Origin of the sequence: Kitasatospora sp. NPDC056651 (genome assembly GCF_042792155.1) — a bacterium.
Taxonomy (GTDB): domain Bacteria; phylum Actinomycetota; class Actinomycetes; order Streptomycetales; family Streptomycetaceae; genus Kitasatospora.
Map to the genome: position 1 here is coordinate 30,734 of NZ_JBHTWX010000048.1, position 22,228 is coordinate 52,961.

The window sequence follows — 22,228 nt, forward strand, 5'->3', positions numbered from 1 at the left end:
CCCCCGTCACTGGCCACCCTTCGCTGACCACCTGATTTTGCCAATTCTTTGCCGCGAGTTGTGGTTGCCATAAGAGGACAAAGCGTCGACAAGTCGCCCAATCCTTTCTGACTGATCACCAGAGACCTATTCAGGTACGGCTCACGCTGTGCGACTCTCCTGCCCGACGCCGGTGCTACGCCGCCGTCCGAACCGAAGAACGAAAGGGTGGGGGCTCCTCGTGCCACCTTCCACGTCAAGACGCGTGCTCAGCGCAGCGCTGGGTGCGACGCTGACCGCACTGACACTCACCGCGGCGATACCCGCGCACGCGGACACCGCTCCGCCGCAGCCGGCCGGCACGGCGCAGTCGTCCGCCGCGCAGGCCGCGAGCCCGCTGACGGCCGAGCAGGCGTCCGCCAAGGCCTGGTCCACCAAGAAGGCCGTCGTCGTCCAGGCCGCCACCACGCCGACCGACGAGCTGACCGCCAACCCGGACGGCAGCTTCACCCTCCAGCAGTCCGTCACCCCCGTCCGCGCCTACCGGGACGGTGGCTGGAAGGCGCTGGACGCCACCCTGGTGAAGCGCGCCGACGGCTCGGTCGCGCCGAAGGTGAGCAGCAGCGCCCTGACCCTCTCCGGCGGCGGCTCCGGCCCGCTGGCGGAGATGAGGAACGGCAACCGCGCGCTCTCGCTGTCGCTCCCGGCCGCGCTGGTGAAGAACCTGCCGGCCCCGGCGCTGGACGGCCCCACCGCGACCTACGCCCTGCTGCCCGGCGTCGACCTGAAGGTCACCGCCGACGCGCAGGGCGGCTTCTCCGAGGTCCTGGTGGTCAAGGACGCCGCCGCGGCCGCCAATCCGGCCCTCAGGAAGCTCGCCTTCACCACCCGGACGACCGGCGTGGACCTGGAGACCGACGCGGCCGGCAACATCACCGCCAAGGACAAGCACGGCCAGGTCGCGTTCTCCGCGCCCGCGCCGGTCCGCGGCGTCTGGGACTCGGCGGCGGACGCCTCCGTGCCGACCGTCACCGACCCGACCGACGGCAAGGTGCTGGACGCCCGCAGCGGCAGCCCGGCCCGCTCCAGCGTCGCCGGACCGGGTGCCACCGCGCACACCGCGCCGCTGAAGGCGGAGGCCAAGGACGGGGCCATCACCCTCACCCCCGACTCCGCGCTGCTCTCCGGCGCCAACACCGTCTGGCCGCTGTACATCGACCCGTCCTACGCCGCCGCCGGTGGCAGCCGACTCGGCTGGACGTACGTCAGCTCGGCGTTCACGGGAACCAGTTACTGGAACACCAGCGACACCGCGGGCCTGCGGGTCGGTTACAACAACTGGGAGTCGCCCTACTACGTCGGCCGGGCCTTCGTGCGGATGTCCGTGCCCAACAACATCTACGGCGCGCAGGTCGTCTCGTCCACGTTCTACGCCACCGAGACCTGGTCGCCGTCGTGCAGCGGACGTGATGTCGAGCTGTGGAGGACCGACGCCATCTCGTCCTCGACCACGTGGAACAACCAGCCCGGCTGGATCACCAGGAGCGACACCAAGAACGTCGCCAACGGGTACAGCAGCGGCTGCCCCGCCGCCTCGGTCGGCTTCGACACCACCGGCGTGATGCAGAGCGCGGCCAACGGCAACTGGGGTGACATCACCCTGGGCCTGCGGGCGACCAGTGAGTCCGACGGCTACGGCTGGAAGAAGTTCCAGCCCAGCTCGATGACCATGACGACGCAGTACAACCACGTGCCGAACACGCCCACCACGCTGACCACCTCGCCGGCGACCTCCTGCACCGCGGCCACCCCGACCGTGATCGGCAACGGTGACGTCGTGCTGCGCGCCGCCGTCGCCGACGCCGACGGCGGCCAGCTCGGCGTCGCCTTCCGCCTGGTCAAGACGGCCACCGGTGCGGTGGTGGCCTCGTCCACCACCGACCTGAAGGCTGACTCTGGCACCACGGCTCAGCTCGTGGTCGGCCGACAGGCCCTGGTGACCGCGGCCGGCGGTGCGGCGACGACGTTCTCCTGGAACGTCTACACCAACGACGGTTTCGCCAACAGCGGTACCAGCGCCACCTGCCGGTTCACCTTCGATCCGACCGCTCCGGGCAAGCCGACGGCGAACACCGGCAGCGGCCCGTTCACGGTCGGCGCCCTGACCCAGGTGACCATCGCTCCCAACCCGGTGGGGACCGTCCCGGCGAGCTACGTCTACCAGATGAACGGTGCCGCGCCCAGTACGGTCGCCGCCGTCTCCGGTGCCGCCACCGTCAGCGTGAAGCCGGCCCGTGCGCACAACGTGCTGACCATCACCGCGGTCTCGGCCGGTGGCAACCCCAGCGGTGACAGCGAGGTCGTGGAGATCAACGCGGCGGCGCCGGCGACCGCCGTGGAGAACGACCTCACCGGCGACGGCCGGGCCGACCTCGTCGCGGTCGGTGGCAAGTCCGGCCTGCCGGGCGGTCTCTGGCTCGCGAGCGGTGCCACCGACAAGTCGCTGAACACCGCCGCGGACAACATCGGTTCCGAGGGGCTCGCGGGCACCAACCCGACCCCGGCGGACTGGAACGGCACCCAGGCGATCGTCGGGCACTTCCGTTCCGGCGCCGGCTTCAACGACGTCCTCCAGTACAACCCGACCACCGGCACCGGCCTGGTCCTCTTCGGCAACGGTGACGGTTCCGCGCTGTCGCCGCTGATCGGCAAGGGCGTCCCGTCGGTCGCCTTCACGTCGCCCACCACGAAGGCGACGGCCACCTGGGTGGCCAACGCCGGGAAGCTCTACACGACCGCCGCCCAAGGCGAGCCGAACCCGTTCCCCTCGCTGCTGAGCATCCTGGACGGCTCGCTCTACCTCCAGCCGACCACGGCCCAGTCCGGCGGCTTCTTCCCCGCCGAGGTCGACCTCTCCGACACCAACCCGACCGGCACCGGCACCTGGGCCGGCTGGACGATCGTCACCGCGCTCGGCACCGACGGCATGCCGGGCATGTTCGCCCGGTCCGACGCCGGCGGCCAGCTGTACTACTACAGCCCGGCGAACCTGCTGGCCCTGACCCTCGGCAACAGCGCCACCCCCGTCCTCGTCGCCCCGACGGGCTGGACCAAGGCCGCCAGGCCCACCCTCCAGGCCGCGGACATCGACCGCAACGGCACCCTCGACCTCTGGTCGGTGGACGCCAACGGCAGCGCCTCCGCGAACCTGTTCAACGGCACTGCCATCAGTGCCCAGGCCGCCCAAGCGCTGGTCACCGCCACCCACAGCTGGGCGCTCAACGACAACGCCACCGAGGGCGCGGCGGTCACCACCGCCGCCGACCGCACCGGAAGCCTGCCCCTCACCGGCCAGGCCGGTACGACCTGGAGCAGCAAGGACCTGTTCAGCCCCGACGTGCGCCTCAACGGCACCGCCAACGGTGTCCTGAGCACCGCCTCGCCGGCGGTGGACGTGTCGAAGAGCTTCACCGTCTCGGTGTGGGCCAAGCCTGACGCCACGGGCAGCGTCCTGCTCTCGCAGGACGGCAACAACACGTCCGGCTTCTTCCTCCATGCGAACAACAACCTCAACCAGTGGGAGTTCTGCATGGCCGTGCAGGACTCCGGCTGGTCGTACGACTGCGTGCACCCGGGCGCCGGCAGCCAGTACATCCAGACGGGGGCGTGGACGCACCTGACGGCGACGTACAACAGCGCCACCAGCAGGATGGCGCTGTACATCAACGGCATCGTGGTCAACACGACCGGGCACACCGCGGTTCCGGGTTTCAGCAACAAGGGCCTCCGGGTCGGCGACTACCTCAACACCGGCACCCACCAGCTCTTCTTCAAGGGTTCCGTCTCCAACGTCCAGACCTGGGCCGGCACGGCGCTGACGCCCAGTCAGGCAGCGCTGCTGTCGGGCACGCCCGGGTACGTGCTGTTCCCGAGTGACGACACCAACTACCCCAGCGGCAGCACCTGGTCCGCGGGCAACGCCCGGATGCGCTTCGACGGCGGTCAGCTCGTCGTCAACAACCCGGGCTACGGCACCTGGACGCTCGGCAGCGGCGGCAAGCCCGACGCCGTCCTCAGCCTCCAGGCCGACGGCAATCTGGTCAGCTACCCGCAGGCGGCCCACACCGCCGGCACCGCCCTGTGGGGCAGCGGCACCGCCTCGGCGCCCGGGGGCGTGATGTTCTTCCAGCCCGACGGCAACCTGGTCATCTACAAGCCGGACGGCAGCGCGATCTGGTCCTCCGGAACCTACAGCTACGGCCGCCGCTCGGCCGGCACCGAGTCCGGTGGCGACGGCAAGGTCCGCTGGGGCGACTTCGACGGCGACGGCCGGGCGGACGCGATCATCGTCAACGACGACGGGTCGGTGAACGTCAAGCTGAACAACGGTGGTGACGGCCACGGTGGTTGGACCGACCTCGGCAAGGTCGCGCTCGGCCTGACCAGTGACCGGACGAAGGTCCGCTTCGCGGACTGGGACGGTGACGGCAAGGTCGACTACCTGTACTTCACCGGCGGCGCGGTCACCGTCTACCTGAACAACGGCGGTGACGGCCGCGGCGGTTGGACGAACCTCGGCCAGGTCACCCAGGGCATCACCGGCGACGCCGACCACGTGCGGTTCGCCGACTTCGACGGCGACGGCAAGGCCGACTACGTCACGATCAGCGACAGCGGCGCGATCACCGTCTACCTCAACCGGGGCGGTGACGGCCGTGGCGGGTTCACCGCGATCGGCCAGGTGGCGTGGGGCGTCACGGGCGACCGCAGCCGGATCCGCTTCGCGGACATGGACGGCGACGGCAAGGCCGACTACAGCATCGTCAACCCCGACGGCTCCGTCACCACGTACATCAACCGGGGCGGTGACGTCGGCGGCGGCTGGTACCTCCGCCCGAGGATCATCCTCGGTGCGGCCACCAACCAGAACCAGGTGAGCTTCGCCGACATCAACGGCGACAGGCGGCCGGACTACCTGGTCACCAACGGCGCCACCACGGCCCGGCTCTCCAACGGCGGCGACGACTTCGCCACCCCGGGCTGGTTCGACTGGGGCCAGATCCTGGGCACCGTCTGATCCCATAGCGGGCGTTCCGAGGGAAGGGCGCCGCCGCCCCGTTCGGTAGCCACCGGCTGCCGGACGGGGCGGCTTCTGCTTGGGCAGGAGCAACTGGGCTTCGTTGCACGGCTGTTGCCGCCCGTAGGCGCTACCGATCCGCCGTGGCGGGAACAAGCGGGGGAGAAGCGGTGCGGGGGAGGCACGGATGAGACGGACGGCGTGGGCGGCGGGGTGTGCGGCGGCGGTGCTGGCCCTGGGGGCCGCGGCCTGTACGGGGCAGGGCGGCGGCTGGGCCCTGGAGTGGGGTGTCGGCGTGGTGCCGGAGCCGACGGTGCTCGTACGGGCGGCGCCGGCGGGGAACGGGGTGGCGCTGTCGCAGGCGGCTCCGGCGTCGGCGCAGTGGATCGTTGGCGAACTGTCCGAGCGGGACGCGATCCCGGACGGCTGTCCGGTGCCCACGCTGTCGGACATGATCGTGCTCGACAACACGGTGGGGCACAACCGCGCGTTCGTGGTGTGGCTGAAGGACGACGACATGCAGTGCGTGGCCTCGCTCAGGGAGAGCGGCGGCTTCCGCATAGTCAGCCTCGGCACCCGGCTCGATCGCCAGGCGGAGCAGTGGAGCCCGGTGTGGTTCGAGGGGTGGGCGATCTTCACCGTCTTCCCGGGCGACGCGGGGAAGGTCGTGATCAAGGGCGACGACGACCACGTCTTCGGGCCGCCGCACCAGCGGGTGGTGGACTTCGGAGACGGTCGGGAGCTCACGGTCGTCGAGTACGCCTACCTCCTCGCGGGCCCGGAAAAGCCGGGCCTCTCCGCCCGGGCACAGGTGTGTCCCGGCACCGGCCAGTGCCGCCCGGCCCGCTGGATCGAACCTCCACAGCCCACGGCGATGCCGGCCGGGTTCGGTCCCGCCGGATAGTCCCGCCCGCCCCATTACGTCGGTGGTCGGCCCGCCGGCGGTCGGTCCGCCCGTAGCAGTCGGCCCTCGCCGCCGGTGAACTCGACGCCCTGGAAGGAGGCGCCGGAGGCCACTTCGCCGAATCCGAGGTCCCGGTGCAGATCGAGCGAGGCGCGGTTCGCGGCGGAGACGAAGCACCAGAGCGCCGAGCCCCGCTCCCAGGCCCATGCCATCCGCCACCGGGTCAGCAGCGTCGCGATGCCGTGGCGCCGCCAGTCGGGATCGACCGTGACACCGGTCAGGTAGTAGCCGGCCGGGGCGCCGTCCCCGGCGTGCTCGGGCAGGTACGTCGCGTTCGCGTAGCCGACGGCCGTGCCGTGCACCTTCGCGGTGATCACCAGGTCGCGCTCGGCGCGGAGCGCCCGGTGGATGCGGCCTGCCCACTCGTCCGCCGAGCCGCCGCGTGCCCGGGCCTGGAGCGCGGCCAGGGCCGGCACGTCGTCCTCGGCCGCCTCCGCCACCACCACGGCGCCGGTCACCGGAGCGGGCCGCGCGGCCGGGCTCGGGGCGTAGGCGGCGAACCCCGGGTCCGTGCCCGTCATGTCGCTTCACCCCCGTGTTCGTCCCGAAACCCCTGTGATCGTCCCGAACCGCCACGCTAGTGCGGCCGCCGTGCTCCCCGCCACCCGGGCGGGCGGGTGCGCGGCGGCCTCCCGCCCTGGTTGCTGGGCATGTGCCGACGGCGCAGGCTGGAAGGACCCAAGAGGTCCGGTTCCGCCCCGGGCCGGGAGGCGAGGTTCGCGATGAGCAGGCTTGAGGAACAGATCACCATCGACGCCCCCGCGCAGGAGGTCTGGGGCCGGCTGCACGACATCGAGGGCTATTCGACGTTCATGGACAGCGTCCAACGCGCTTATGCGCCCAGCAGCGACCGCGCCCATCTGGACGTGCGGGCCGGCGAGGTGCAGCGGGGGTTCGACGCCGTCCTCACCGACCACGGAGCCGAGCAGGTCCTCGCCTGGGAGACGCAGGGCAGTCCGGAGCTGAAGGGCTCGCTCTCGGTGCGGTCGCTGGACCGCGACCACAGCGAGTTGCAGGTGCACGTGGAGTACGAGCCGCAGGCCATCCACGACACCTTCGGCGGTCCGAAGGGCATGGCCCAGGTGCACCGGATCGAGAACACCGTCCGGGGCGGTCTGGAGCAGTTCAAGAGCCTGGTGGAATCGGAGCGGTAGCAGGCCGGGGCCAGTAGGTGGTCGGCCCCGACCACCCGTGCGGTCGGGGCCCGTGCGCGATGGCGTGGTCAGGCCCTGGTGGGGGTGGGGAGTGTCGGGCCGGGGCTGGTCGGGGGCTCGGACGGGCGGGGCATGCAGGGCTGGGTCGAGGCCGGGGCGGCGGTGGGGACGGGCACCGGGGTGCACTCGCTGGGGTACATCGGGCCGATCATCTCGACGTGCCTGACCTGGTACGGGGCCTGCCCGTACCAGCCGTGGAAGGTGACGGTGACCTCGCGGACGTCGCCGACGGCGAACGTCGTGCCCAGGGACTTCCAGCTCGGCCCGTCGGCCCAGAAGGTCAGCTCCCCGGTGCCCGTTCCGGTGCCGGAGATGGTGGCGAAGGTGTACGCGCCGGACATGTAGGCCGAGAAGGAGTACCTGGTGCCGGCCTCGACCGGCACGATCTGCCGACAGCCGGCGTAGTCCTGCCCGCCCGGGCGGCCCTCGACGACCTGGCCGGTCTGGACGAACTCGCCATCGCAGTGCCAGCCCCGGTCGAGCGGGTCGCGGAAGTCCCCGTTCTTGATCCAGTCCAGCGGCGCGGGCTGGGCGGTGGCGGAGCCGTTCACGGCGAGGGCGGTCGCGGCGGCCAGGAGGAGGGCGCCGAGGGCGGCGCCGAGCGGACGGCCGCCGTGGGCGTGGCGAGGGCGAGGGCGCGGGCGTCTTGGGGGACGGTGCGGACGCATGGCATCTCCGATGTGGGGGAGTTCGGGGGGTGCTCAGGGGGCGGAACCGGGGCTGCTCAGGGGATGTCAGGGGATGTACGTGCGCTGGCAGGTGGGGGAGGGCGACGCGGACGGGGTGCCGTCGGTCGCGGTCGGTGCCGGGGTGGTCGGCTCGCCGCACGGGCGCGGTTCGAGACCGGGGCCGACGAAGGACACCCGCCGTACGTCGTAGGCGCTCTGTTCGTACCAGCCGTGGAAGTACACGGTCAGCTCGGTGGTGTCCGGCCCGGTGGTGACCTGGGTGGACAGGTCGTTCCAGCCGCTCTGGCTCGACCAGGCGGAGGCGTTCTCGCCGCCCGCCCCGGTGACGCCGACGAAGGCGAACCGGCCGCGCACGGTGGCGGAGAGCGTGTACGCGGAGTTCGGCTGGACCCGCACCCGCTGGGCGCACCGCGCGGTGCTGTCGGCGGTGGGGTTGCCGGACACGTAGTGGTCGTGCGGGATGTGGCTGAGCTGGACGTTCGGCTCGCAGGTCCAGATCCACGGGTACGAGTCGAAGGCGCCGTTGACGATCAGGTCGACCCTCGGGAGCGGGTCCGCCGAGCCGGTGGCCAGGCCGACGGTGGAGGCTGCCGCGGCGACGGTGAGGGCGAGGCTGACGGGCAGGCCGAGGCGTCTGCTCCGGCGGATGGGGCGCGTGGGGCTCGCAGCACTTGCGGGGCTCGCAGGACTGGCGGGGCTCGCAGGACTGGCAGGACTTTTGGGGCGGGGGTGGCCGAGTGCACGCATGCCGTCTCCGGGTGGGGGGAGTGCCGATGGGGCAGCGGTGCGAGGGAGTGGAGGACACCATGGTGGATGCGGCCCGCCGCCGTCAAGGTGGGCGGCAGGCCGGTGAGTTGACGCCGGAGCGCGGGCGGAGGGGGTCGGTCCGCCGCCCTCAGCCGGTCGTCGGCGAGGGTTCCACGGGCGGCGGATCGGGCGAGTAGCGGGCCCCGCGGGCGTTGGAGTGGGCGAGGTGGTAGGTGGCGCCGTCGAGGTGCAGTTCCAGGGGCGGAGGATCGGTGACCAGGTGGGTCCGGTGTCCGTCGCCGTCCACCCGGGCCTCCGTCTTCGGCGTGTTCAGGGACCGCGCCCAGCTCTCCGCCTGTTCCCGGGGCCACAGGAAGCGGGCGGCGAACTCGTGCTCCTCGCCGGGCTCCGCCTGCGTCAACGCGCGCACCAGCGCCGGGCTGTAGACGTCCTTGACCCGGAAGTTCTCCAGGAACCGGATCTGGATCACGATCCGGATGTAGCGACGGCTGTTGCCCCGGTGACGCCCGGCCACGATGACGTTCTCGCCGCCGTCTCCCCAGGCCGGCGGGGCGATCCACACCTTCGCCCCCGGTGCGAAGTGCCGCAGCCCCTCGCGGATCTCCAGCCCGCCTTCGCCGTGGCTGGTCTCCTGGGCGACGTTGGCCACGAGGCACACGCCCAGTGGCTTCGGTTCGGTTGCGTCGGTCATGGCTGCCATGATCGCTTGAGACGGGCGTGATGGCCCGGGATTTTTCCGCGGACCGCTCCCGACGGGTTTGCCCTGCGGCCTGTGCCGTGTGGCCTGCGACCTGTGGCCTCTGACCTGCGGCCATGTGCCGTGACGCCTGAACAGGGAAAATGCGGTGCTCAGCCGTTCGGTGCCGTGAGAGGCTGGGCCGGTGCCTACGACCCTCCGTCCCCTGGACGCCCGCCACTTCCCCGCCTGGCTCGAACGCAGTCGGGACGAGTACGCCAAGGATCTCGTCGCTCTGGGGCAGACGTCCGAGGACGCCCACCGGAACGCGGGCGAGAGCATGGCCGAGTCCTTTCCGTCCGGGAGGCCGACCCCGGGGCACGCGGTCTTCGAGGTGGTCGACGATGCCGGGGTGGCCGTCGGCTACCTCTGGATCGGACCGGACTCGAGCGACGACGCCGGCGCCTGGTGGATCTGGGACATCGCGATCGACGCCGACAAACGCGGTCGCGGCCTGGGGCGAACGGCCATGCTCCTCGGAGAGGAGTACGCCCGGGCGCAGGGCGCCCACACGCTGGGTCTCAACGTCTTCGGGTTCAACGCGGGCGCGCGTGGCCTCTACGAGTCGCTCGGTTACGAGACGACCTCGGTGAAGATGCGCAAGCGGCTCGACTGAGCCTCAGGCGGCGACGCACAGGAGGTCGGCGGGGCCGACTTCCCGCGCGCGGCCCGTTCGCGCGGGAGGTCAGACCCGGTCGAGGGGCCGGTGCGGCTCGGCCGGGAGCTCCACGGTGATCGCGTCGCCGGGGCGGACCACGCCACCCGCCTGGACGACGCCCATGATTCCGGCCTTGCGCACGATGTTCCCGGCCTCGTCGCGGTGGACGACCTGCTTCAGCAGCCCCTGCTGGAAGTTGTCGATCTGCAGGCAGGGGTTGCGCAGGCCGGTGACCTCCACGACGGCCTCGCCGCCGATGCGCAGCAGGGCGCCGACGGGCAGGCCGAGCAGGTCGATGCCGCGCGTGGTGATGTTCTCGCCGAGGTCGCCGGGCGCCACGTCGAAGCCCCCTCCTCGCCGACCTCGGCGAAGAGCTCCTCGTGGATGAGGTGGACCTGGCGCAGGTTCGGCTGGGCGGGGTCCTGTGCGACCCGCGAGCGGTGCTTGACCGTGACGCCCGCGTGCACGTCCCCCTCGACCCCGAGCCCGGTGAGCAAGGTGATGTCGGCCCGGTTGGGCTTGGTGAAGGAGTACTCGCCGTTGCTGCTGACCGCCGTGACCGTCCCGCTCATCCCGTGGACCCCCCTTGTTCGGTGGACATGGTTCATTTGCGAGCCTAGTCCACCGTCCCTCGGCGCACGGCGCCCTACTGCTGCCGCGGAGCGGGGAGCGGGGAGCGGGGGACGTCGGTGTGGGGTCGACTTCCTGGGTGCGGGTGGTGGCTCGGGTGCGGCGCGGGCGGGGGCGGGCCGGTGGTCAGAGTCCTTCCGGGCAGGGGGTGTCGTCGCGCGGACAGGTGAGGAGGGCGCGGGACACGTACTGGCTGGTGTTCGGGTACCAGCCCCAGACGACGTCACTGGCGGCGTCCTGGGCGAGGGTGTCCCGGACGAACTGTAAGCGTGTCTCGTCGGTGCTGCCGTAGGACGCCGGGTGGGGGAACTGGCGTAGCTCGCCTGCCATCCAGGCCACGGCGTCCTCGACGGTGTGGAAGGTGCCCCGGATCAGCCGTGGCGGTTTCCGGAGCCACTTCCCGACCTCCATCGGCGGGAGGTCGTCGTCGCGGGACTTGCTCTCCGCGCGCTCCCGGCCGGTCCATCCGTGTGCGTGCCAGTGCTTCGCCATGACGTTCCTTCGGTTGTGTGCCGGACTCCTGCGCCGGCGAAAGGGGCTGCTCAGGCTAGCGATCCGGATCACGTGGTCGGGGCCGTCCGCGGAGTCGGGTGGCCGGGTGATCGATGGTGGTCGGCTTCGGGCGATCTCGGCCATCCTGGGTGCATGGGTGATCGTGCGAACTTCGTTGTTGTCCGGGAGAGCGGTGAGTACGAGCTGTACCTCTCCCGGTTCGGGGCGGCGGGGATCGACCTCGACCTGATGGCCGGGCCGGCGCGGGCGCTCGCGATGGTGGAGCGGCCGGGCGCGTCCGTAGGCGGGTCGTGGGGACTGCCGGGATGCACAGGAAGTCGCTCGGCCGACTTCCTGTGCGGGGGTGAGCTGAATCAGGGATCACGTTCCCAGAACAGCGTCCTTGGCTGCCAGCGCCAGAGCGCTCTGGGTCGGGTAACGGAGTCCGATCCGGTTCCAGTGGAAGATGACGTGATGGGCAATGACCGCGCGCACACCTCGGGTGAGTCGCCCCTCGGACCACAGCAGGTGCAGCATCCGGCCCGCCTGCTCGAAGGCGTCCAGCCAGGTCGTGGTGAGGTCCGAGGTTCCGTCGGGCACCGAGGTGAGTCCTGACCGGGGGTCGGCGACGAGGAGTCGGGCCACGGCGTCCCGGAGCTTGCGTACCTGCTCCTCCGACGTTTCGCCGGTGCCCGGTCGGCTCCCCGCCACGCGGGCCCAGACGTCGCCTTGTTCGTACCAGTCGAGACCGGCACAGCGCATCATCGCCGCGCACAGCAGTACCGACAGCTCCCGGCGACGGTCGGGGCCGGGCAGCCGGAGGTAGTCCAGGACGTGTTGGCTGTCCTGATGGAAGAGCCGGTGGGCGGCGTCCATCGCCTGCCGGCCGCCGAAGGCGTGGACCTCCGGCTCGTAGATCTTTTCCACCCAGCCTTCGACGGCGCCGTGGTCCCGCAGGGCGGCCAGCGCGACCGTCACCACCCTCCTGGCTGCGGCGGTGGAGTCCTGGTTCGTGGAGTTGTAGCGCAGTCGCCACTCGTCCTTGCGGATGAAGAACCAGGACTCCACCGGGCCGGTGCCCGTCACCCGCAGGGCATCCCCGAGGTGGTCGGCAGCGGCCTGTTCGGCGCGGTGCCGGTTCACGAACCGGATGTCCGACTGCTGCCACAGCTCGTATCCGTCGTCCATCTCGATCCCCTTCTTCGGCCTGTCAGTTGAGCAGGAGGCAGCTGTCCCAGCCGGTGGCCGGGGCCGTGCCGGTCGCGGTGTGCAGGGCCAGCGCGAGCCCGGCCGAACCGTCCAGGAGCCCGGAGTGGGGCGCTTGTGGGCCGCCGACCAGGTGCGGCAGTAGGAAGTTCAGCTGCTCGGTGATCTCGGGGTCGTGTGCGTCGCCGTCGATGCGCCATGCGGTCTGAAGCAGCCCGGCCCAGCCGTGACACAGGCCGCCGTCGGTGATCCGTGCCAGTTGGGCCGGGTCGGTGAGGCAGCCGAGTAGCGCGGTCTCGGCGAGCCGCCGGCGGGCATCGTCGCCGGTGGCCTGTCCGGCGAGTTGCTGGGCGCGGGCCAGTCCCGGGGTGCCGTAGCACCAGGACGGACGCATGGGCCCCTGCTGGTGGACGGTGCCGGTGCGGTGCTCCTCCAAGGTGATCCACTCCGGCCACCACGCTCCCGTGGTGGTGCACTGCTGCCACTGGTCGAGCCAGTCGCAGATCCGGTCGATCGCCTGGGTGTGGCCGTCGACGGTGATCCCGCGTTTCATGGCCAGGCTCAGCAGCGCGAGGGGTCCGGCGATGCCGTGGGCCATGCCGTGGTTCGCGTGGCCGTCAGGGAACTGCGTGGAGAGTTCACCGGAGGGTGCCAGGTCGGTCCACCAGCCGGGCAGGTCGCACGAGGGCGGGCCGATCGGTTCGGTCAGGCGCACCAGATAGGCGAGCACATCGCGAAGCACCTGGCCGTGCGGGAATCGGCGCAGGTGGTGCGAGCCAAGACCTGTCAGGCCGTAGACCAGATCGAACTCGGCGAGGGCGGGCCGCTCGCGGCGGTCGATGCGGGCGTGAGCCGCCTCCAACCGCTCCCGGGTCACGGCGGTGGTGGCGGCATCCAGCACGGTGAGCGCCCGGTCGTAGCGACCGGGGTGGGCGGCGCCGTGGAAGGTGAAAGCGAGGGCCGGGGCGCCGTAGAAGACCGTGGCGTGCTTGCCGGTCTCCGCGCCTTCGCGGGTCGCTACCGCCAGCCAGTGGTGCGCGGTGTCCCAGCTGCCCCGGCCGGCGGCGGCGCGTTCGACAGCCAGCAGCGCGAGGGCGGCGGCACCGCGGATCAGCGACTGCGGATCGAGTCGGCGACGAACACCCTCTCGGCCGCCGTCATCGCCTCGCCGCCGAAGCGGCCGTACTCCGGAACGTAGGTGTCGAGCTGGAGGCGTCCGACCAGGCCCAGCCCGCGCAGCCGCGCGGCCCAGGCGCCGACCCGGGCGGCGGCGGGTCCGAAGTCCCCGGGGCCGCCGAGTCGCAGCCGCAGCCGCAGGTGGTGCTCGGGGTCGGCGTAGCGCAGGAACCACCATGGGGGCCGCTCGTCGAAGTCGTCCAGCAGCTCGGGCAGATGGGTGGTGAGGATCTGCGGCTGGCGGGCGGGGTGGCCGTACACCTTGGCGTAGAGCCACGTCGAGTGGCCGGGCAGGTGATCTCGGACGGTCCCGGTCGCCTGCCGGTGGACGCGGCGCGGGCGACTGGGCGGCGTGGTGGCACTCAGCGGCAGGACGATCTCGTGCGTCCGGCCGTCCAGCCAGCCGTCGTCGTTCGGTCCGCCGGCCTCGGTCAGCACGGCTGTTCCTCGTTGGTCGAGGTGGGCACGGAGCAACGCGAGGTGGGCGGGCTCGTCGAGGTCCAGCCGCAGTCGGAGGCCGTTCTCGTCCAGCTGCACGAGCTTGGGCACCCGCAGCCGCGCCCGCCGGCCGTCCACCGCGGCGGCCCAGTGTGGCCATGCTTCGCGGTGGTCGGGTAGCTCGGCATGGGTGAGGGTCCAACGAGCGGGGGAGAGGACGGTCCGGCCGTAGCGGATTCGCGGCAGGAACGGCAGTTCGTCGCCCGCGCCCCAGTAGAACGCCTGGAAGGTGGCGGCGCGGGAGCGAACCAGTTCGCACAGGAACCGGGCGATGGGTTGGGTGTGGTGGAGGAAGTCCACCGCGTTCATCACGGTGGGCTCGACCGAGCGGCCGGTCGAGAGGGAGACGAGCCGCAGCCGGGAGCCGTCGCTGGTGACCGCCAGGTCGTCCAGGGGGATCGTCCGATGGTCCACGGGGGCGTGCTCGGCGAGCGGGATCACGGTGGGCAGGACGGCGGGGGCGCGGTGGACGTTGCCGGTGCGCACGTACATCGGCGGACCGGACACCTGGGCCGGCACCGCGCCCTCGTCCATGGTCGCCAGCCGTCCGTAGGCGAGGGCCATGCGCTGCCGGTCCGTCGGGTCGAGCAGATGCAGGAAACGGCCGGCGGCCGCCCCGGCGGCCCGCAACGCACCGACCACGACCAGCCGGAACGCCCCGCTGTCCAGGGCCGCGCGGGAGGGGGCCTGGAGGTGGAACGACACCTCGACGTGGGGCGTCGGCTGGGTGTTCTCGCTGACGTCGGCGGCGAGTTCGGCCACCGCCTGGTCGTCCAACACCACTTCGCTCCGGCCGTCGATCGCGGCGCGCTGCGCCAGGGCCAGGAGCCGGCGGTCGCGGCGGGACACATCCGATGCGGGCTTCCTGAGGAGCGAGCCACGGTAGGTCGCGGGGAAGCCGAGCCCGGTGTCGGCGTGGACCAGGTCGGCCACCGGGATCAGCGCGCCGGGGCCGTAACGCTCCACGAACTGCTGGTGGTAGGCCCCCCACGCCGGGCTGCCGAACGGGTACGGTGTCAGCCTCGCCAGAGCCCCCGCCGCGGCTGCGGCCTCGCGGGCGACATCCTCCGGGAGCGTGATCGCGCAGTCCAGCCGGAGGTCCGTCATCAACGGCTGCGCCACCGTCCCGCACGTGGACCGCATGCGGGCGTCGGCGTCTCTCCGGGCGGCGCGGCGCCGGTCGGCATCGGTTGCGGTGTTGTGCGCGGCCAGGGCTTCATTGATCGCGCGGAGTTCGCCCAGCAGGAGCTGGACCTGCGGCAGTTCCTCGGCGCCGGCGCGCTCCAGCTGGTCCATGAGGTGGGTGAGCGGATCGGTGACGGTGGCCGGTGCGTGCAGGGCGGTGATCAGGAACCGCTGGTGGATGAGCCCGGCCAGCAGGTCGGCGATGGTAGCGGTCGGCGCGTCGGGGAATCCGGCCGTCAGCAGTTTGCCGAGCGCACGTACCGTCAGCCGGGTTCGGGCGGCTGTCATCACCGCCTGGACGGGCCGGCTGTGGCGTACGGCGACCTCGGACGGGCTGATGTCATCGCTGCCGGCGGTGCTGGGTTGGACCGGCAGCACCAGGCGACCGTCCCTGACGAAGCACAGGTTGTTCGCCAACACCGTCAGCCGATCGTGCAGTTCGGGTATCGCCTCCAGGCGCCTGATCACCTCGTCCAGCCAGACCGCGTCCGGCCTCGCCGAGGCGCGGTGCTCACCGCCCCAGCGGGTAACGCTGTGCGGGCCGATGCGGACCGGCCCGACCCCGGCGAACAGGCCGAACGGGGTGGCGCGGCCGGTGAGCCTGAGCAGGTATCGGACAGTGGACAGGACGGTCCGCTGAAGGTGCCGTTCTTCCAGGGGGTGACCATCGCAGACCCGTTGGAGGCGATCGGCCAGCCCGGGGCTGGCCACCTCGATGGCCTCGGCGACCGTGGGAAGCTCCCAGACCTGGCGCAGCCAGTCCCGCCGCAGATCGGTTCGGCTGGGCGTCCGCTCCTCGCCCAGACTCGGCCACGGCGGCAGTCGCAGACCGGCGGGGTGGGCGACGGCCCGGATCAGGGCCGCATCGACGTGTTCGTACAACGTGCCACCTCGGGATTCTCCGCAGCCCCGGCCCGGTGCTCGCAGACGCACCGGGCCGGGACGTGATCACTCGGTACAGGCTGTTCAGGCGATGATCAGACCGCCCTCGCCCCCGCCGCCACCCTCGCCGCCGCCACCCCCGCCGCCGTTGCCGCCCCCACCACCGGCGCCGCTGGCGCACGCCGGGCAGGTGCTGCCGCAGCCGTCGTCGGTGCTGCGCATGATCGCCGTCAGCACGTCGGCGTTGCGGACGATCGACACGTCGAGGTCGAACTCGGTCGTGCTGTCCGTGACCTTGTAGGCCATTGTTGATCCCCTTCTTGCATAGTGGTGATCTCGAACGCCTGGCCCTTCATCGGGACCAGGAGACGGTGAACCGGGTGTGCTTCTTGTCGATGACCAGGCCCCCGGCAAGCTGGTCGGCGGGAGTGCCCATCGGGTGGGCGAGGATGACCGGGGCCGGCCCGCCGCGGTGGCTGCTCTGCCAGGTGTTGATCTGCTCGACCACCCTGGCCGCCAGGGCTTCCGCGCCCGAACCGTGCCCGTACACGCCGAACTCATGGCTGTCCGGGCCCAGTTGCCGCAACACGACGTAGGCGAAGGCGCCGCCGTCGACCACCGCAGAGCTGCCCCACGGCCGCGCCTGGACGATCCCGGCCGCCACGGCGGATTCGTGCGCTGTCAGCAGACAGAAGCCCGGCATGGAGGTCGCCAGGAACATGTCCAGGTCGTCGAAGGGCTCCTGGTCGCCCACCGTGACCCCGGACCACAGTTCCACCCTGGGCTGCTTCAGTGCGGCGGCCAGAAGGACCCCATCGGCCTGCTGCCCGTCGTCGACCCGAAGCGCCACCGTGTCGCCGTGCAGGTAGACCACCTCTTCACCGAAGGCGCCGGCTCCTTGCATCGCGACGAATCCGGCCCGCTCGATCGACCGACTGACCAGGTGTTCGCCTTCCAGCTGGAAGGCCACCGAGCGGTTGAGGCTGCGGACTCGGATCGGCACGACGATCCGGCCACCCGGCGACAGCTGCTCCCACCATGCGGGCGGGATGTCCCAGGCCCCGACGGTGACCACGATGCGGTCGTACGGTGCGTGCTCGGGGACACCGAACTCGCCGTCGGCGAGCACCACGTTCACGTGCTCGTACCCGGCTTCCGGGAGGAATCGCATGGCACGGTCGACGACGAACGGGTCGATGTCCATGGTGGTGACCTCGCCGCCCTCGCCGACCAGCTCCGCGATGTATGCGGCGTTCACTCCGCCCGAGCCGATCTCCAGAACCCGCATGCCCGGCTGGATGTCGGCCTGCTCCAGCATGAACGCCTGGATGCGGGGTGCGGAGACCGTACTGATCGCCAGGCCCCGCTCATCGCGCTTGGTCACGATGGGCTGATTCGAGTAGACCTCCGCCACGGGGGCCTCGGGGGCGAAGAGGTGGCGGGGAACGGCTCGGAAGGCATCCGCCACCCGGCCGGTGCGGATCGCGTTCAATCCACGCAGCTGGTCGACAAGGGCCGCGCACAGCGACTGGACGGGAGTGACGATCTTGTCACTGTCGGTGGTCATGTTCGGGAGCATAGACACTGCTGCCCCCTCGATCGGGCACATACAGGAAATCCCTTATCGAGAACGGTGCGTGAGGTGTGGCGCGAGATGTCTCGGGGTGTGCAGCACGACCACTTGTCGATGCAGGCCGGGCGCGCTCGTAGGCGGGCGCTTCAGGTGCGGGTGGCTTGGGTGCGGCAGTGGGTGAGGGCGTAGGTGAGGCGGGGGTCGGGGTTGGGGGTGGTGGTGAGGAGTTCGCCGGCGGTGGTGAGGGTGGTCCAGTAGAGGGTGGGGTCGTCGGTGCGGGGGAGGGGGTTGGTGGTGGCGAGGGAGAGGTAGGCGGTGGTGAGGTTGCCGGTGGTGAACCAGCGTTGGAGGCCGTGGTGGTGGCCGGGGCGGAGGTTTCCGTGGGCGTTGACGGCGGTGGTGAGGAGGGCGATGACGGTGTGCTGGGTGGGGGTGAGGGTGGCGGGGACGTCGAAGACGCCGAGGGCTTCGAGGACTTCGCCGGTGTCGGCTTCGGTGTTGGGGCGGGGGTTGGCGAGGAGGGCGTCGTGGCACTCGTCGAGGCGGCGGGTGATGTCGGGGAGGGGGATGTCGAGGGCGAGGCAGACGGCTTGGGCGCAGGGCACCGGCTTGTGGCCGAGGCGGGCGAGGAGGGCGTAGGTGGCGGCGGGGGTGGCGCCGCGCGAGAGGGTGTGGCGGGCGAGGGTGGAGAGCTGCATGGGTGGGATTCGGGCTTTCAGGCGGTGACGAAGGTGGGCGTGGTGGCGGGGGCGATGACGGCCCAGATGAGCTTGCCGATCCCGCCGGGGCGGGGCGCGCAGCCCCAGCGTTCGGCGAGCTGGTTGACGAGATAGAGGCCGCGTCCGTGTTCGTCGGCGGGGGTGGGGGTGCGGAGCGTGGGGCGGGTGGAGTCGGCGTCGTGGACTTCGATGCGCAGGTGGCCGTGGACGGCGGCGAAACGGACCTCGATGTGGCAGTCGTCGGGGGCGTTGGAGTGCTGGACGGCGTTGCCGAAGAGTTCGCTGAGGAGGAGTTCGGCGGTGTCGGCGTAGCGGTCGCCGGAGGGGAGGCCGGAGAGGTAGGCGCGCAGCAAGTAGCGCGCCAGGGGAGCGGATTCGACACAGGAGTCGAGACGGGCGACGAACATGCGGGGGCGGCGACGGGTGGTGGGCATGGGGGGACCTCGGGGGCGTGAGGGGGGCGTGCGAATGGAGCGCACATTCACGCTGTGCAAGCAGGTGATTGCGTTCCGGTGACAATCATCGAGGTGCGGGAGTTACGGTGGCGACCGAAACACTGTGTGGAGACTCACGGCACCTGAGGGGGAGTTACGTGGCACATCGGCGCCTTGAGGCCGGACCGACGAAGAGCCCGGCAGAGTTGTTCGGCGAAGCGGTGCGCTTCGCGCGTGAGCGAGCCGGCTACACGCAGGGGCAGTTGGGCAAGCTGCTGCACCTCGACCGGACGGTGATCACTCGGTTCGAGAGTGGCAGTAGGTCGATGGATCGGGAGACCGTGGAGAGGCTCGACGAGCTCCTGGCCATGGGGGGTCTGCTGGTCCGGCTGTGGGAGCGGGTGGACTGGCAGGCGGATATCGAAAGCCCGAACTGGTTCGAGAAGTTCACGGACCTGGAGGGTGAAGCGGTGGCGATTCGGGTGATTCAGTTCAACCGGATCAATGGCCTCTTGCAGTGCGAGGAATATGTTCACGCGATGATTGGCACCGGAAGAGCGCGCAACAACCCGAAGCTGTACACCGAACTGGTCGACGGTCGGTTGAACAGGCAGGGCCGTTTCCTGGTTCCTGATGGCCCGACACTCATGGTGGTGCTCGATGAGAGTGCCATCCGTACCGTCATCGGCGGCCCCGGCGTGATGCGGCGACAGATGGAGCACCTGCTCGCGGTGACCGAGCGCTCGAACATCGTTGTCGAGGTGCTGCCGTTCGGCCGCCCGCTGCCGACAACTCCGTCGACATCCATGCTGTTGATGTTGCTGCCGGACGGGAGGGAGTGGGTGTACTCGGAGAGCCTGTACCGTGGGCACTTCAGCGACGCCCCGGAGGTTGTCGAGAAGTCCAGGCGGGACTTCGACGTGGTGCGCTCCGCTGTGCATTCACCAGGGGAGTCCCGCGCCCTGATCGCCGATGCGATGGAGGAGTACCGCTTTGCGGAACGTCGATCTGAGAACGGCCACCTGGCGCAAGAGCACCTACAGCGGGGACGATGGGGCCGAGTGCATCGAGGTGGCCCTCGGATTCCTTTCCGACTCCGTCCCGGTCCGTGACTCCAAGGACCCCAGCGGCCCGGCCCTCGTCTTTCCGGCCTCCGCGTGGGGCTCCTTCATCTCCGCAGTCCGGGGAGCCGAGTTCCCGGTCTGAAGCCGGACCGGCGGGCCACTCGCCCAGCCGCGTGGCAGCTGGGCGGGCAGCCCGCCGGCTTCGATCAGTCGGACGGAACTCCTAGCAGCGGTACTCGGTGGTGCCCTGGAAGGTCGAGCCGGCGGAGGTCCAGGAGTAGATGTCGTAGACCCCGTACAGAAGGCTGTTGGGGGCGACGAACGTCCTCGTCAGCCGCTGGCTCCAGCCGCTCGTGCCACCGGTGGCCGAGTTGTAGTTGGTGTACGAGCTCGGGCAGCCCATCCCGGTCAGGTTGGTCGGGCCGGTGTCGGCCGACGCCGTGCCGGTGAAGCCGAGCAGCAGTGCGCCGCCCATGGCGGCGCTGGCCGCGATCTTCGCAATCTTGCGCATGGTTCCTTGCCCTTTCGATCGACGGAAGGTTCACAGGAGGTGCGAGTCGCGGGGCTTGCGATGCTCCCGTGACCAACGACGATCCTCTGGTCTCACCAGGCACGCGTCAATGGTCTGATCCAAAGTGGTCTGGACCAATTGGAGGGAAAATCTTCGTACAGGTACGGGAATATGACGGCTGATCAGCACTGTTCGTGCCGCGCCGGGTCGCGGTCCGTCGCCCTGTTGTTGGCCGATTTCCGACCCGGGTCGGTACGGTGCGGGCATGACCGCACTCGCGCAGGTGGCACGTCTGTCGACCGACGGTGGGCAGCCCGTTGACCGGCTCGTCGTTCACCCCCGGCTTCCCTTGGCGGCCGGGGCGGCCAAGGGGGGCCGGGTGGTGCGGATCTGGGGCTGGGACGGCGAGGGGCTGCGCGAGGTCGGTTCCGTCGAGCTGGGGCCGGCGGCCGAGTGGGGGGCTGCCGACCAGTGGCGCGCGGGGGCCGTCCCCCCGATGGCCTGGCATCCGGAGCGGGCGGTGCTGGTGGTGGCGGACGCGGGCTCGTTGGCGTGGTGGGAGCCCGATGGGCCGCCGGTCCGTGAGCGGGTGGCGGCCACGTACCACCACCTGGCGTTCAGCCCCGACGGGCACGCGTTGTGGGCGAAGCCGGCCGGAGAGGTGTCGGACGGCCGCGACCTCGGGAGCGGCGCCGTCGTCCGGGGCCCGTACTGGGACACGGGGGTCGGCGTCCATCCGTCCGGCGACCTGGTGGCCACGCTGGTCAGCGACCAGTCCGCCACGTTCTGCGTGTTCGCCAGGCCCGGCACGGTGATGCGGCAGGTGCGGCACGCGCTGGTCCTCGTGGCCGACGGGTACGACACTCCGCTGTTCAGCGCGGACGGCCGGCACCTCGCCGTACGGGGGAACGCCTACGCCGACTCGCTGGACGTCTTCGCGTTCCCGTCCCTGCGAAGGGTGCTGACGCGGACGCTCGCCGAGGACCCGTCCGAGGCGTGGCCGTGCGACAACCTCGCCTGGGACGCCGCCCGGTCCGGCGTGATGTGGATCGGCACGTCCACCGGCTCGCTGCTCGAACTCGACGTCGAGACGCGGGAGACCACCGAGCATCCGTCCCCGACCGGCGCGCCGATCTCGCTGCTGGCCGCCGTCGCGGACGGCGAATTGCTGGTGGCCGATGCGAACGGCGGGCTCGCCCTGCTGGCGCTCACGCGTGCGGCCGAGGTGCCGGCCGGGTCGACCGGGCCGGCCGATGACGTCGCGGAGTTCCTGGCGGGGACGGAGGAGTTGCCGTCGGCGGGCGAGTTGGAAGACCTCCTGGTGTTCGCCGACGGCAACGGAGCCTGGGAGTCGGAGGAGCGTGACTCTGGCGGCGAGGCTGCTCCGTAAGGCGGTCAGGCCTGCGGCGCTTCGGGCACCTCGTAGAGGTACTCCTCGACGGAGGCGATCAGCCCGTCCTCGAAGCGGAAGTGCGCGGTGGCGTGAACCCGGCTCCGGACGCCGTCGGTCCCCACCAGGTGCAGCACGTGCTGCTGGAGCACCTCATCGGGCTTGTGGAAGCGGCGTACCACCTCGAAGCGCACGCTCTCGATGCCGGCGAAGAACTCGGCGATGTGCTCGATCCGCTTCTCGATCGTCCGCGTGCCCGCGCCGTCGTTCTGCCACACCGTGGCGTCCGCCGCACACAGCGCCCGGAGCCCGGCCAGGTCGCCCGCCTCCATCACCCGCAGGGTCGCATCCACCTTCTCGCCGAGGTCCACCACAGTCTCCAT

The 22,228-nt window shown here is 71.1% G+C and carries 21 protein-coding genes and 1 pseudogene; 7 read left to right on the plus strand and 15 right to left on the minus strand.

What is annotated here, in order from left to right; translation table 11 throughout:
* Nucleotides 1-244 precede the first annotated feature (244 nt).
* Nucleotides 245-5,056, plus strand: a complete 4,812-nt coding sequence (locus ACFRAR_RS19940) for an FG-GAP-like repeat-containing protein (RefSeq protein ID WP_380699434.1) — start codon at nt 245-247, stop codon at nt 5,054-5,056.
* 187 nt (nt 5,057-5,243) lie between these two features.
* Entirely contained in the window at nt 5,244-5,960 is a 717-nt protein-coding gene (locus ACFRAR_RS19945) for a hypothetical protein (RefSeq protein ID WP_380699435.1), read from the plus strand.
* A gap of 14 nt (nt 5,961-5,974) precedes the next feature.
* Here ACFRAR_RS19945 and ACFRAR_RS19950 read toward each other — a convergent pair whose 3' ends face one another.
* Nucleotides 5,975-6,541: a GNAT family N-acetyltransferase gene (locus ACFRAR_RS19950; protein WP_380699436.1), complete on the minus strand. Its 567-nt coding sequence runs from the start codon at nt 6,539-6,541 to the stop codon at nt 5,975-5,977.
* Between the two features lie 201 nt (nt 6,542-6,742).
* Here ACFRAR_RS19950 and ACFRAR_RS19955 point away from each other — a divergent pair, with 201 nt between their 5' ends.
* The gene (locus ACFRAR_RS19955) at nt 6,743-7,174 is read left to right on the plus strand and encodes an SRPBCC family protein (RefSeq protein WP_380699437.1); all 432 of its coding nucleotides are present in this window, start codon (nt 6,743-6,745) and stop codon (nt 7,172-7,174) included.
* Nucleotides 7,175-7,242: 68 nt separating this feature from the next.
* On the opposite strand, the gene ACFRAR_RS19960 is transcribed toward ACFRAR_RS19955, so the two are convergent.
* The 3 genes from ACFRAR_RS19960 to ACFRAR_RS19970 all read right to left on the minus strand — a co-directional run bounded on the left by ACFRAR_RS19960 (nt 7,243) and on the right by ACFRAR_RS19970 (nt 9,382).
* Entirely contained in the window at nt 7,243-7,902 is a 660-nt protein-coding gene (locus tag ACFRAR_RS19960) for a hypothetical protein (protein ID WP_380699438.1), read from the minus strand.
* A gap of 66 nt (nt 7,903-7,968) precedes the next feature.
* Nucleotides 7,969-8,670, minus strand: coding sequence for a hypothetical protein (locus tag ACFRAR_RS19965; protein WP_380699439.1), 702 nt, complete (start codon nt 8,668-8,670; stop codon nt 7,969-7,971).
* Nucleotides 8,671-8,818: 148 nt separating this feature from the next.
* On the minus strand, nt 8,819-9,382 hold the full coding sequence (locus tag ACFRAR_RS19970) for a hypothetical protein (RefSeq protein WP_380699440.1): 564 nt from the start codon (nt 9,380-9,382) through the stop codon (nt 8,819-8,821).
* Nucleotides 9,383-9,572: 190 nt separating this feature from the next.
* Here ACFRAR_RS19970 and ACFRAR_RS19975 point away from each other — a divergent pair, with 190 nt between their 5' ends.
* On the plus strand, nt 9,573-10,043 hold the full coding sequence (locus tag ACFRAR_RS19975; protein ID WP_380699441.1) for a GNAT family N-acetyltransferase: 471 nt from the start codon (nt 9,573-9,575) through the stop codon (nt 10,041-10,043).
* A 69-nt stretch (nt 10,044-10,112) separates the two neighbouring features.
* Here ACFRAR_RS19975 and ACFRAR_RS19980 read toward each other — a convergent pair.
* The 9 genes and pseudogenes from ACFRAR_RS19980 to ACFRAR_RS20020 form a co-directional block, all read right to left on the minus strand.
* A pseudogene (locus ACFRAR_RS19980) lies at nt 10,113-10,657 on the minus strand (MOSC domain-containing protein).
* A gap of 184 nt (nt 10,658-10,841) precedes the next feature.
* Complete coding sequence (locus ACFRAR_RS19985; RefSeq protein WP_380699442.1) at nt 10,842-11,207, minus strand: hypothetical protein; 366 nt, start codon at nt 11,205-11,207, stop codon at nt 10,842-10,844.
* Between the two features lie 381 nt (nt 11,208-11,588).
* Entirely contained in the window at nt 11,589-12,395 is an 807-nt protein-coding gene (locus ACFRAR_RS19990; protein WP_380699443.1) for a thiopeptide-type bacteriocin biosynthesis protein, read from the minus strand.
* 22 nt (nt 12,396-12,417) lie between these two features.
* Entirely contained in the window at nt 12,418-13,527 is a 1,110-nt protein-coding gene (locus tag ACFRAR_RS19995) for a lanthionine synthetase C family protein (protein ID WP_380699459.1), read from the minus strand.
* On the minus strand, nt 13,524-16,154 hold the full coding sequence (locus ACFRAR_RS20000) for a lantibiotic dehydratase (protein ID WP_380699444.1): 2,631 nt from the start codon (nt 16,152-16,154) through the stop codon (nt 13,524-13,526). The genes ACFRAR_RS19995 and ACFRAR_RS20000 overlap by 4 nt, the downstream gene beginning before the upstream one ends.
* Nucleotides 16,155-16,238: 84 nt before the next feature.
* A complete protein-coding gene (locus tag ACFRAR_RS20005) occupies nt 16,239-16,460 on the minus strand; it encodes an FxLD family lanthipeptide (protein ID WP_380699445.1) in 222 nt (73 codons plus the stop codon).
* Between the two features lie 46 nt (nt 16,461-16,506).
* Entirely contained in the window at nt 16,507-17,721 is a 1,215-nt protein-coding gene (gene fxlM / locus ACFRAR_RS20010) for a methyltransferase, FxLD system (protein ID WP_380699446.1), read from the minus strand.
* Between the two features lie 152 nt (nt 17,722-17,873).
* Nucleotides 17,874-18,425, minus strand: a complete 552-nt coding sequence (locus tag ACFRAR_RS20015) for a hypothetical protein (RefSeq protein ID WP_380699447.1) — start codon at nt 18,423-18,425, stop codon at nt 17,874-17,876.
* A gap of 17 nt (nt 18,426-18,442) precedes the next feature.
* The gene (locus ACFRAR_RS20020) at nt 18,443-18,880 is read right to left on the minus strand and encodes an ATP-binding protein (RefSeq protein ID WP_380699448.1); all 438 of its coding nucleotides are present in this window, start codon (nt 18,878-18,880) and stop codon (nt 18,443-18,445) included.
* Between the two features lie 158 nt (nt 18,881-19,038).
* Between ACFRAR_RS20020 and ACFRAR_RS20025 the strand changes: the two genes are divergently transcribed.
* Both ACFRAR_RS20025 and ACFRAR_RS20030 read left to right on the plus strand, forming a co-directional pair.
* Complete coding sequence (locus ACFRAR_RS20025) at nt 19,039-19,992, plus strand: Scr1 family TA system antitoxin-like transcriptional regulator (protein WP_380699449.1); 954 nt, start codon at nt 19,039-19,041, stop codon at nt 19,990-19,992.
* Entirely contained in the window at nt 19,952-20,086 is a 135-nt protein-coding gene (locus tag ACFRAR_RS20030; RefSeq protein ID WP_380699450.1) for a DUF397 domain-containing protein, read from the plus strand. Before ACFRAR_RS20025 ends, ACFRAR_RS20030 begins: the two co-directional genes overlap by 41 nt.
* Nucleotides 20,087-20,167: 81 nt before the next feature.
* Here ACFRAR_RS20030 and ACFRAR_RS20035 read toward each other — a convergent pair whose 3' ends face one another.
* The gene (locus ACFRAR_RS20035; protein ID WP_380699451.1) at nt 20,168-20,455 is read right to left on the minus strand and encodes a hypothetical protein; all 288 of its coding nucleotides are present in this window, start codon (nt 20,453-20,455) and stop codon (nt 20,168-20,170) included.
* 265 nt (nt 20,456-20,720) lie between these two features.
* Between ACFRAR_RS20035 and ACFRAR_RS20040 the strand changes: the two genes are divergently transcribed.
* Nucleotides 20,721-21,845 (plus strand): hypothetical protein, encoded by a 1,125-nt coding sequence (locus tag ACFRAR_RS20040; protein WP_380699452.1) that lies wholly within the window; start codon nt 20,721-20,723, stop codon nt 21,843-21,845.
* 5 nt (nt 21,846-21,850) lie between these two features.
* Here the strand turns inward: ACFRAR_RS20040 and ACFRAR_RS20045 are convergent, their stop codons facing one another.
* On the minus strand, nt 21,851-22,228 hold the full coding sequence (locus ACFRAR_RS20045) for a nuclear transport factor 2 family protein (protein WP_380699453.1): 378 nt from the start codon (nt 22,226-22,228) through the stop codon (nt 21,851-21,853).

What these genes read in the sequence shown, in the direction of transcription:
- ACFRAR_RS19945 (WP_380699435.1), top strand. Translation starts at nt 5,244, where the DNA reads ATGAGACGGACGGCGTGGGCGGCGGGGTGTGCGGCGGCGGTGCTGGCC.
- ACFRAR_RS19960 (WP_380699438.1), bottom strand. Translation starts at nt 7,902, where the DNA reads ATGCGTCCGCACCGTCCCCCAAGACGCCCGCGCCCTCGCCCTCGCCAC.
- ACFRAR_RS19950 (WP_380699436.1), bottom strand. Translation starts at nt 6,541, where the DNA reads ATGACGGGCACGGACCCGGGGTTCGCCGCCTACGCCCCGAGCCCGGCC.
- ACFRAR_RS20005 (WP_380699445.1), bottom strand. Translation starts at nt 16,460, where the DNA reads ATGGCCTACAAGGTCACGGACAGCACGACCGAGTTCGACCTCGACGTG.
- fxlM (WP_380699446.1), bottom strand. Translation starts at nt 17,721, where the DNA reads ATGACCACCGACAGTGACAAGATCGTCACTCCCGTCCAGTCGCTGTGC.
- ACFRAR_RS20035 (WP_380699451.1), bottom strand. Translation starts at nt 20,455, where the DNA reads ATGCGCAAGATTGCGAAGATCGCGGCCAGCGCCGCCATGGGCGGCGCA.
- ACFRAR_RS19970 (WP_380699440.1), bottom strand. Translation starts at nt 9,382, where the DNA reads ATGACCGACGCAACCGAACCGAAGCCACTGGGCGTGTGCCTCGTGGCC.
- ACFRAR_RS20020 (WP_380699448.1), bottom strand. Translation starts at nt 18,880, where the DNA reads ATGCCCACCACCCGTCGCCGCCCCCGCATGTTCGTCGCCCGTCTCGAC.
- ACFRAR_RS19955 (WP_380699437.1), top strand. Translation starts at nt 6,743, where the DNA reads ATGAGCAGGCTTGAGGAACAGATCACCATCGACGCCCCCGCGCAGGAG.
- ACFRAR_RS20045 (WP_380699453.1), bottom strand. Translation starts at nt 22,228, where the DNA reads ATGGAGACTGTGGTGGACCTCGGCGAGAAGGTGGATGCGACCCTGCGG.
- ACFRAR_RS20040 (WP_380699452.1), top strand. Translation starts at nt 20,721, where the DNA reads ATGACCGCACTCGCGCAGGTGGCACGTCTGTCGACCGACGGTGGGCAG.
- ACFRAR_RS19985 (WP_380699442.1), bottom strand. Translation starts at nt 11,207, where the DNA reads ATGGCGAAGCACTGGCACGCACACGGATGGACCGGCCGGGAGCGCGCG.
- ACFRAR_RS20015 (WP_380699447.1), bottom strand. Translation starts at nt 18,425, where the DNA reads ATGCAGCTCTCCACCCTCGCCCGCCACACCCTCTCGCGCGGCGCCACC.
- ACFRAR_RS19990 (WP_380699443.1), bottom strand. Translation starts at nt 12,395, where the DNA reads ATGGACGACGGATACGAGCTGTGGCAGCAGTCGGACATCCGGTTCGTG.
- ACFRAR_RS19965 (WP_380699439.1), bottom strand. Translation starts at nt 8,670, where the DNA reads ATGCGTGCACTCGGCCACCCCCGCCCCAAAAGTCCTGCCAGTCCTGCG.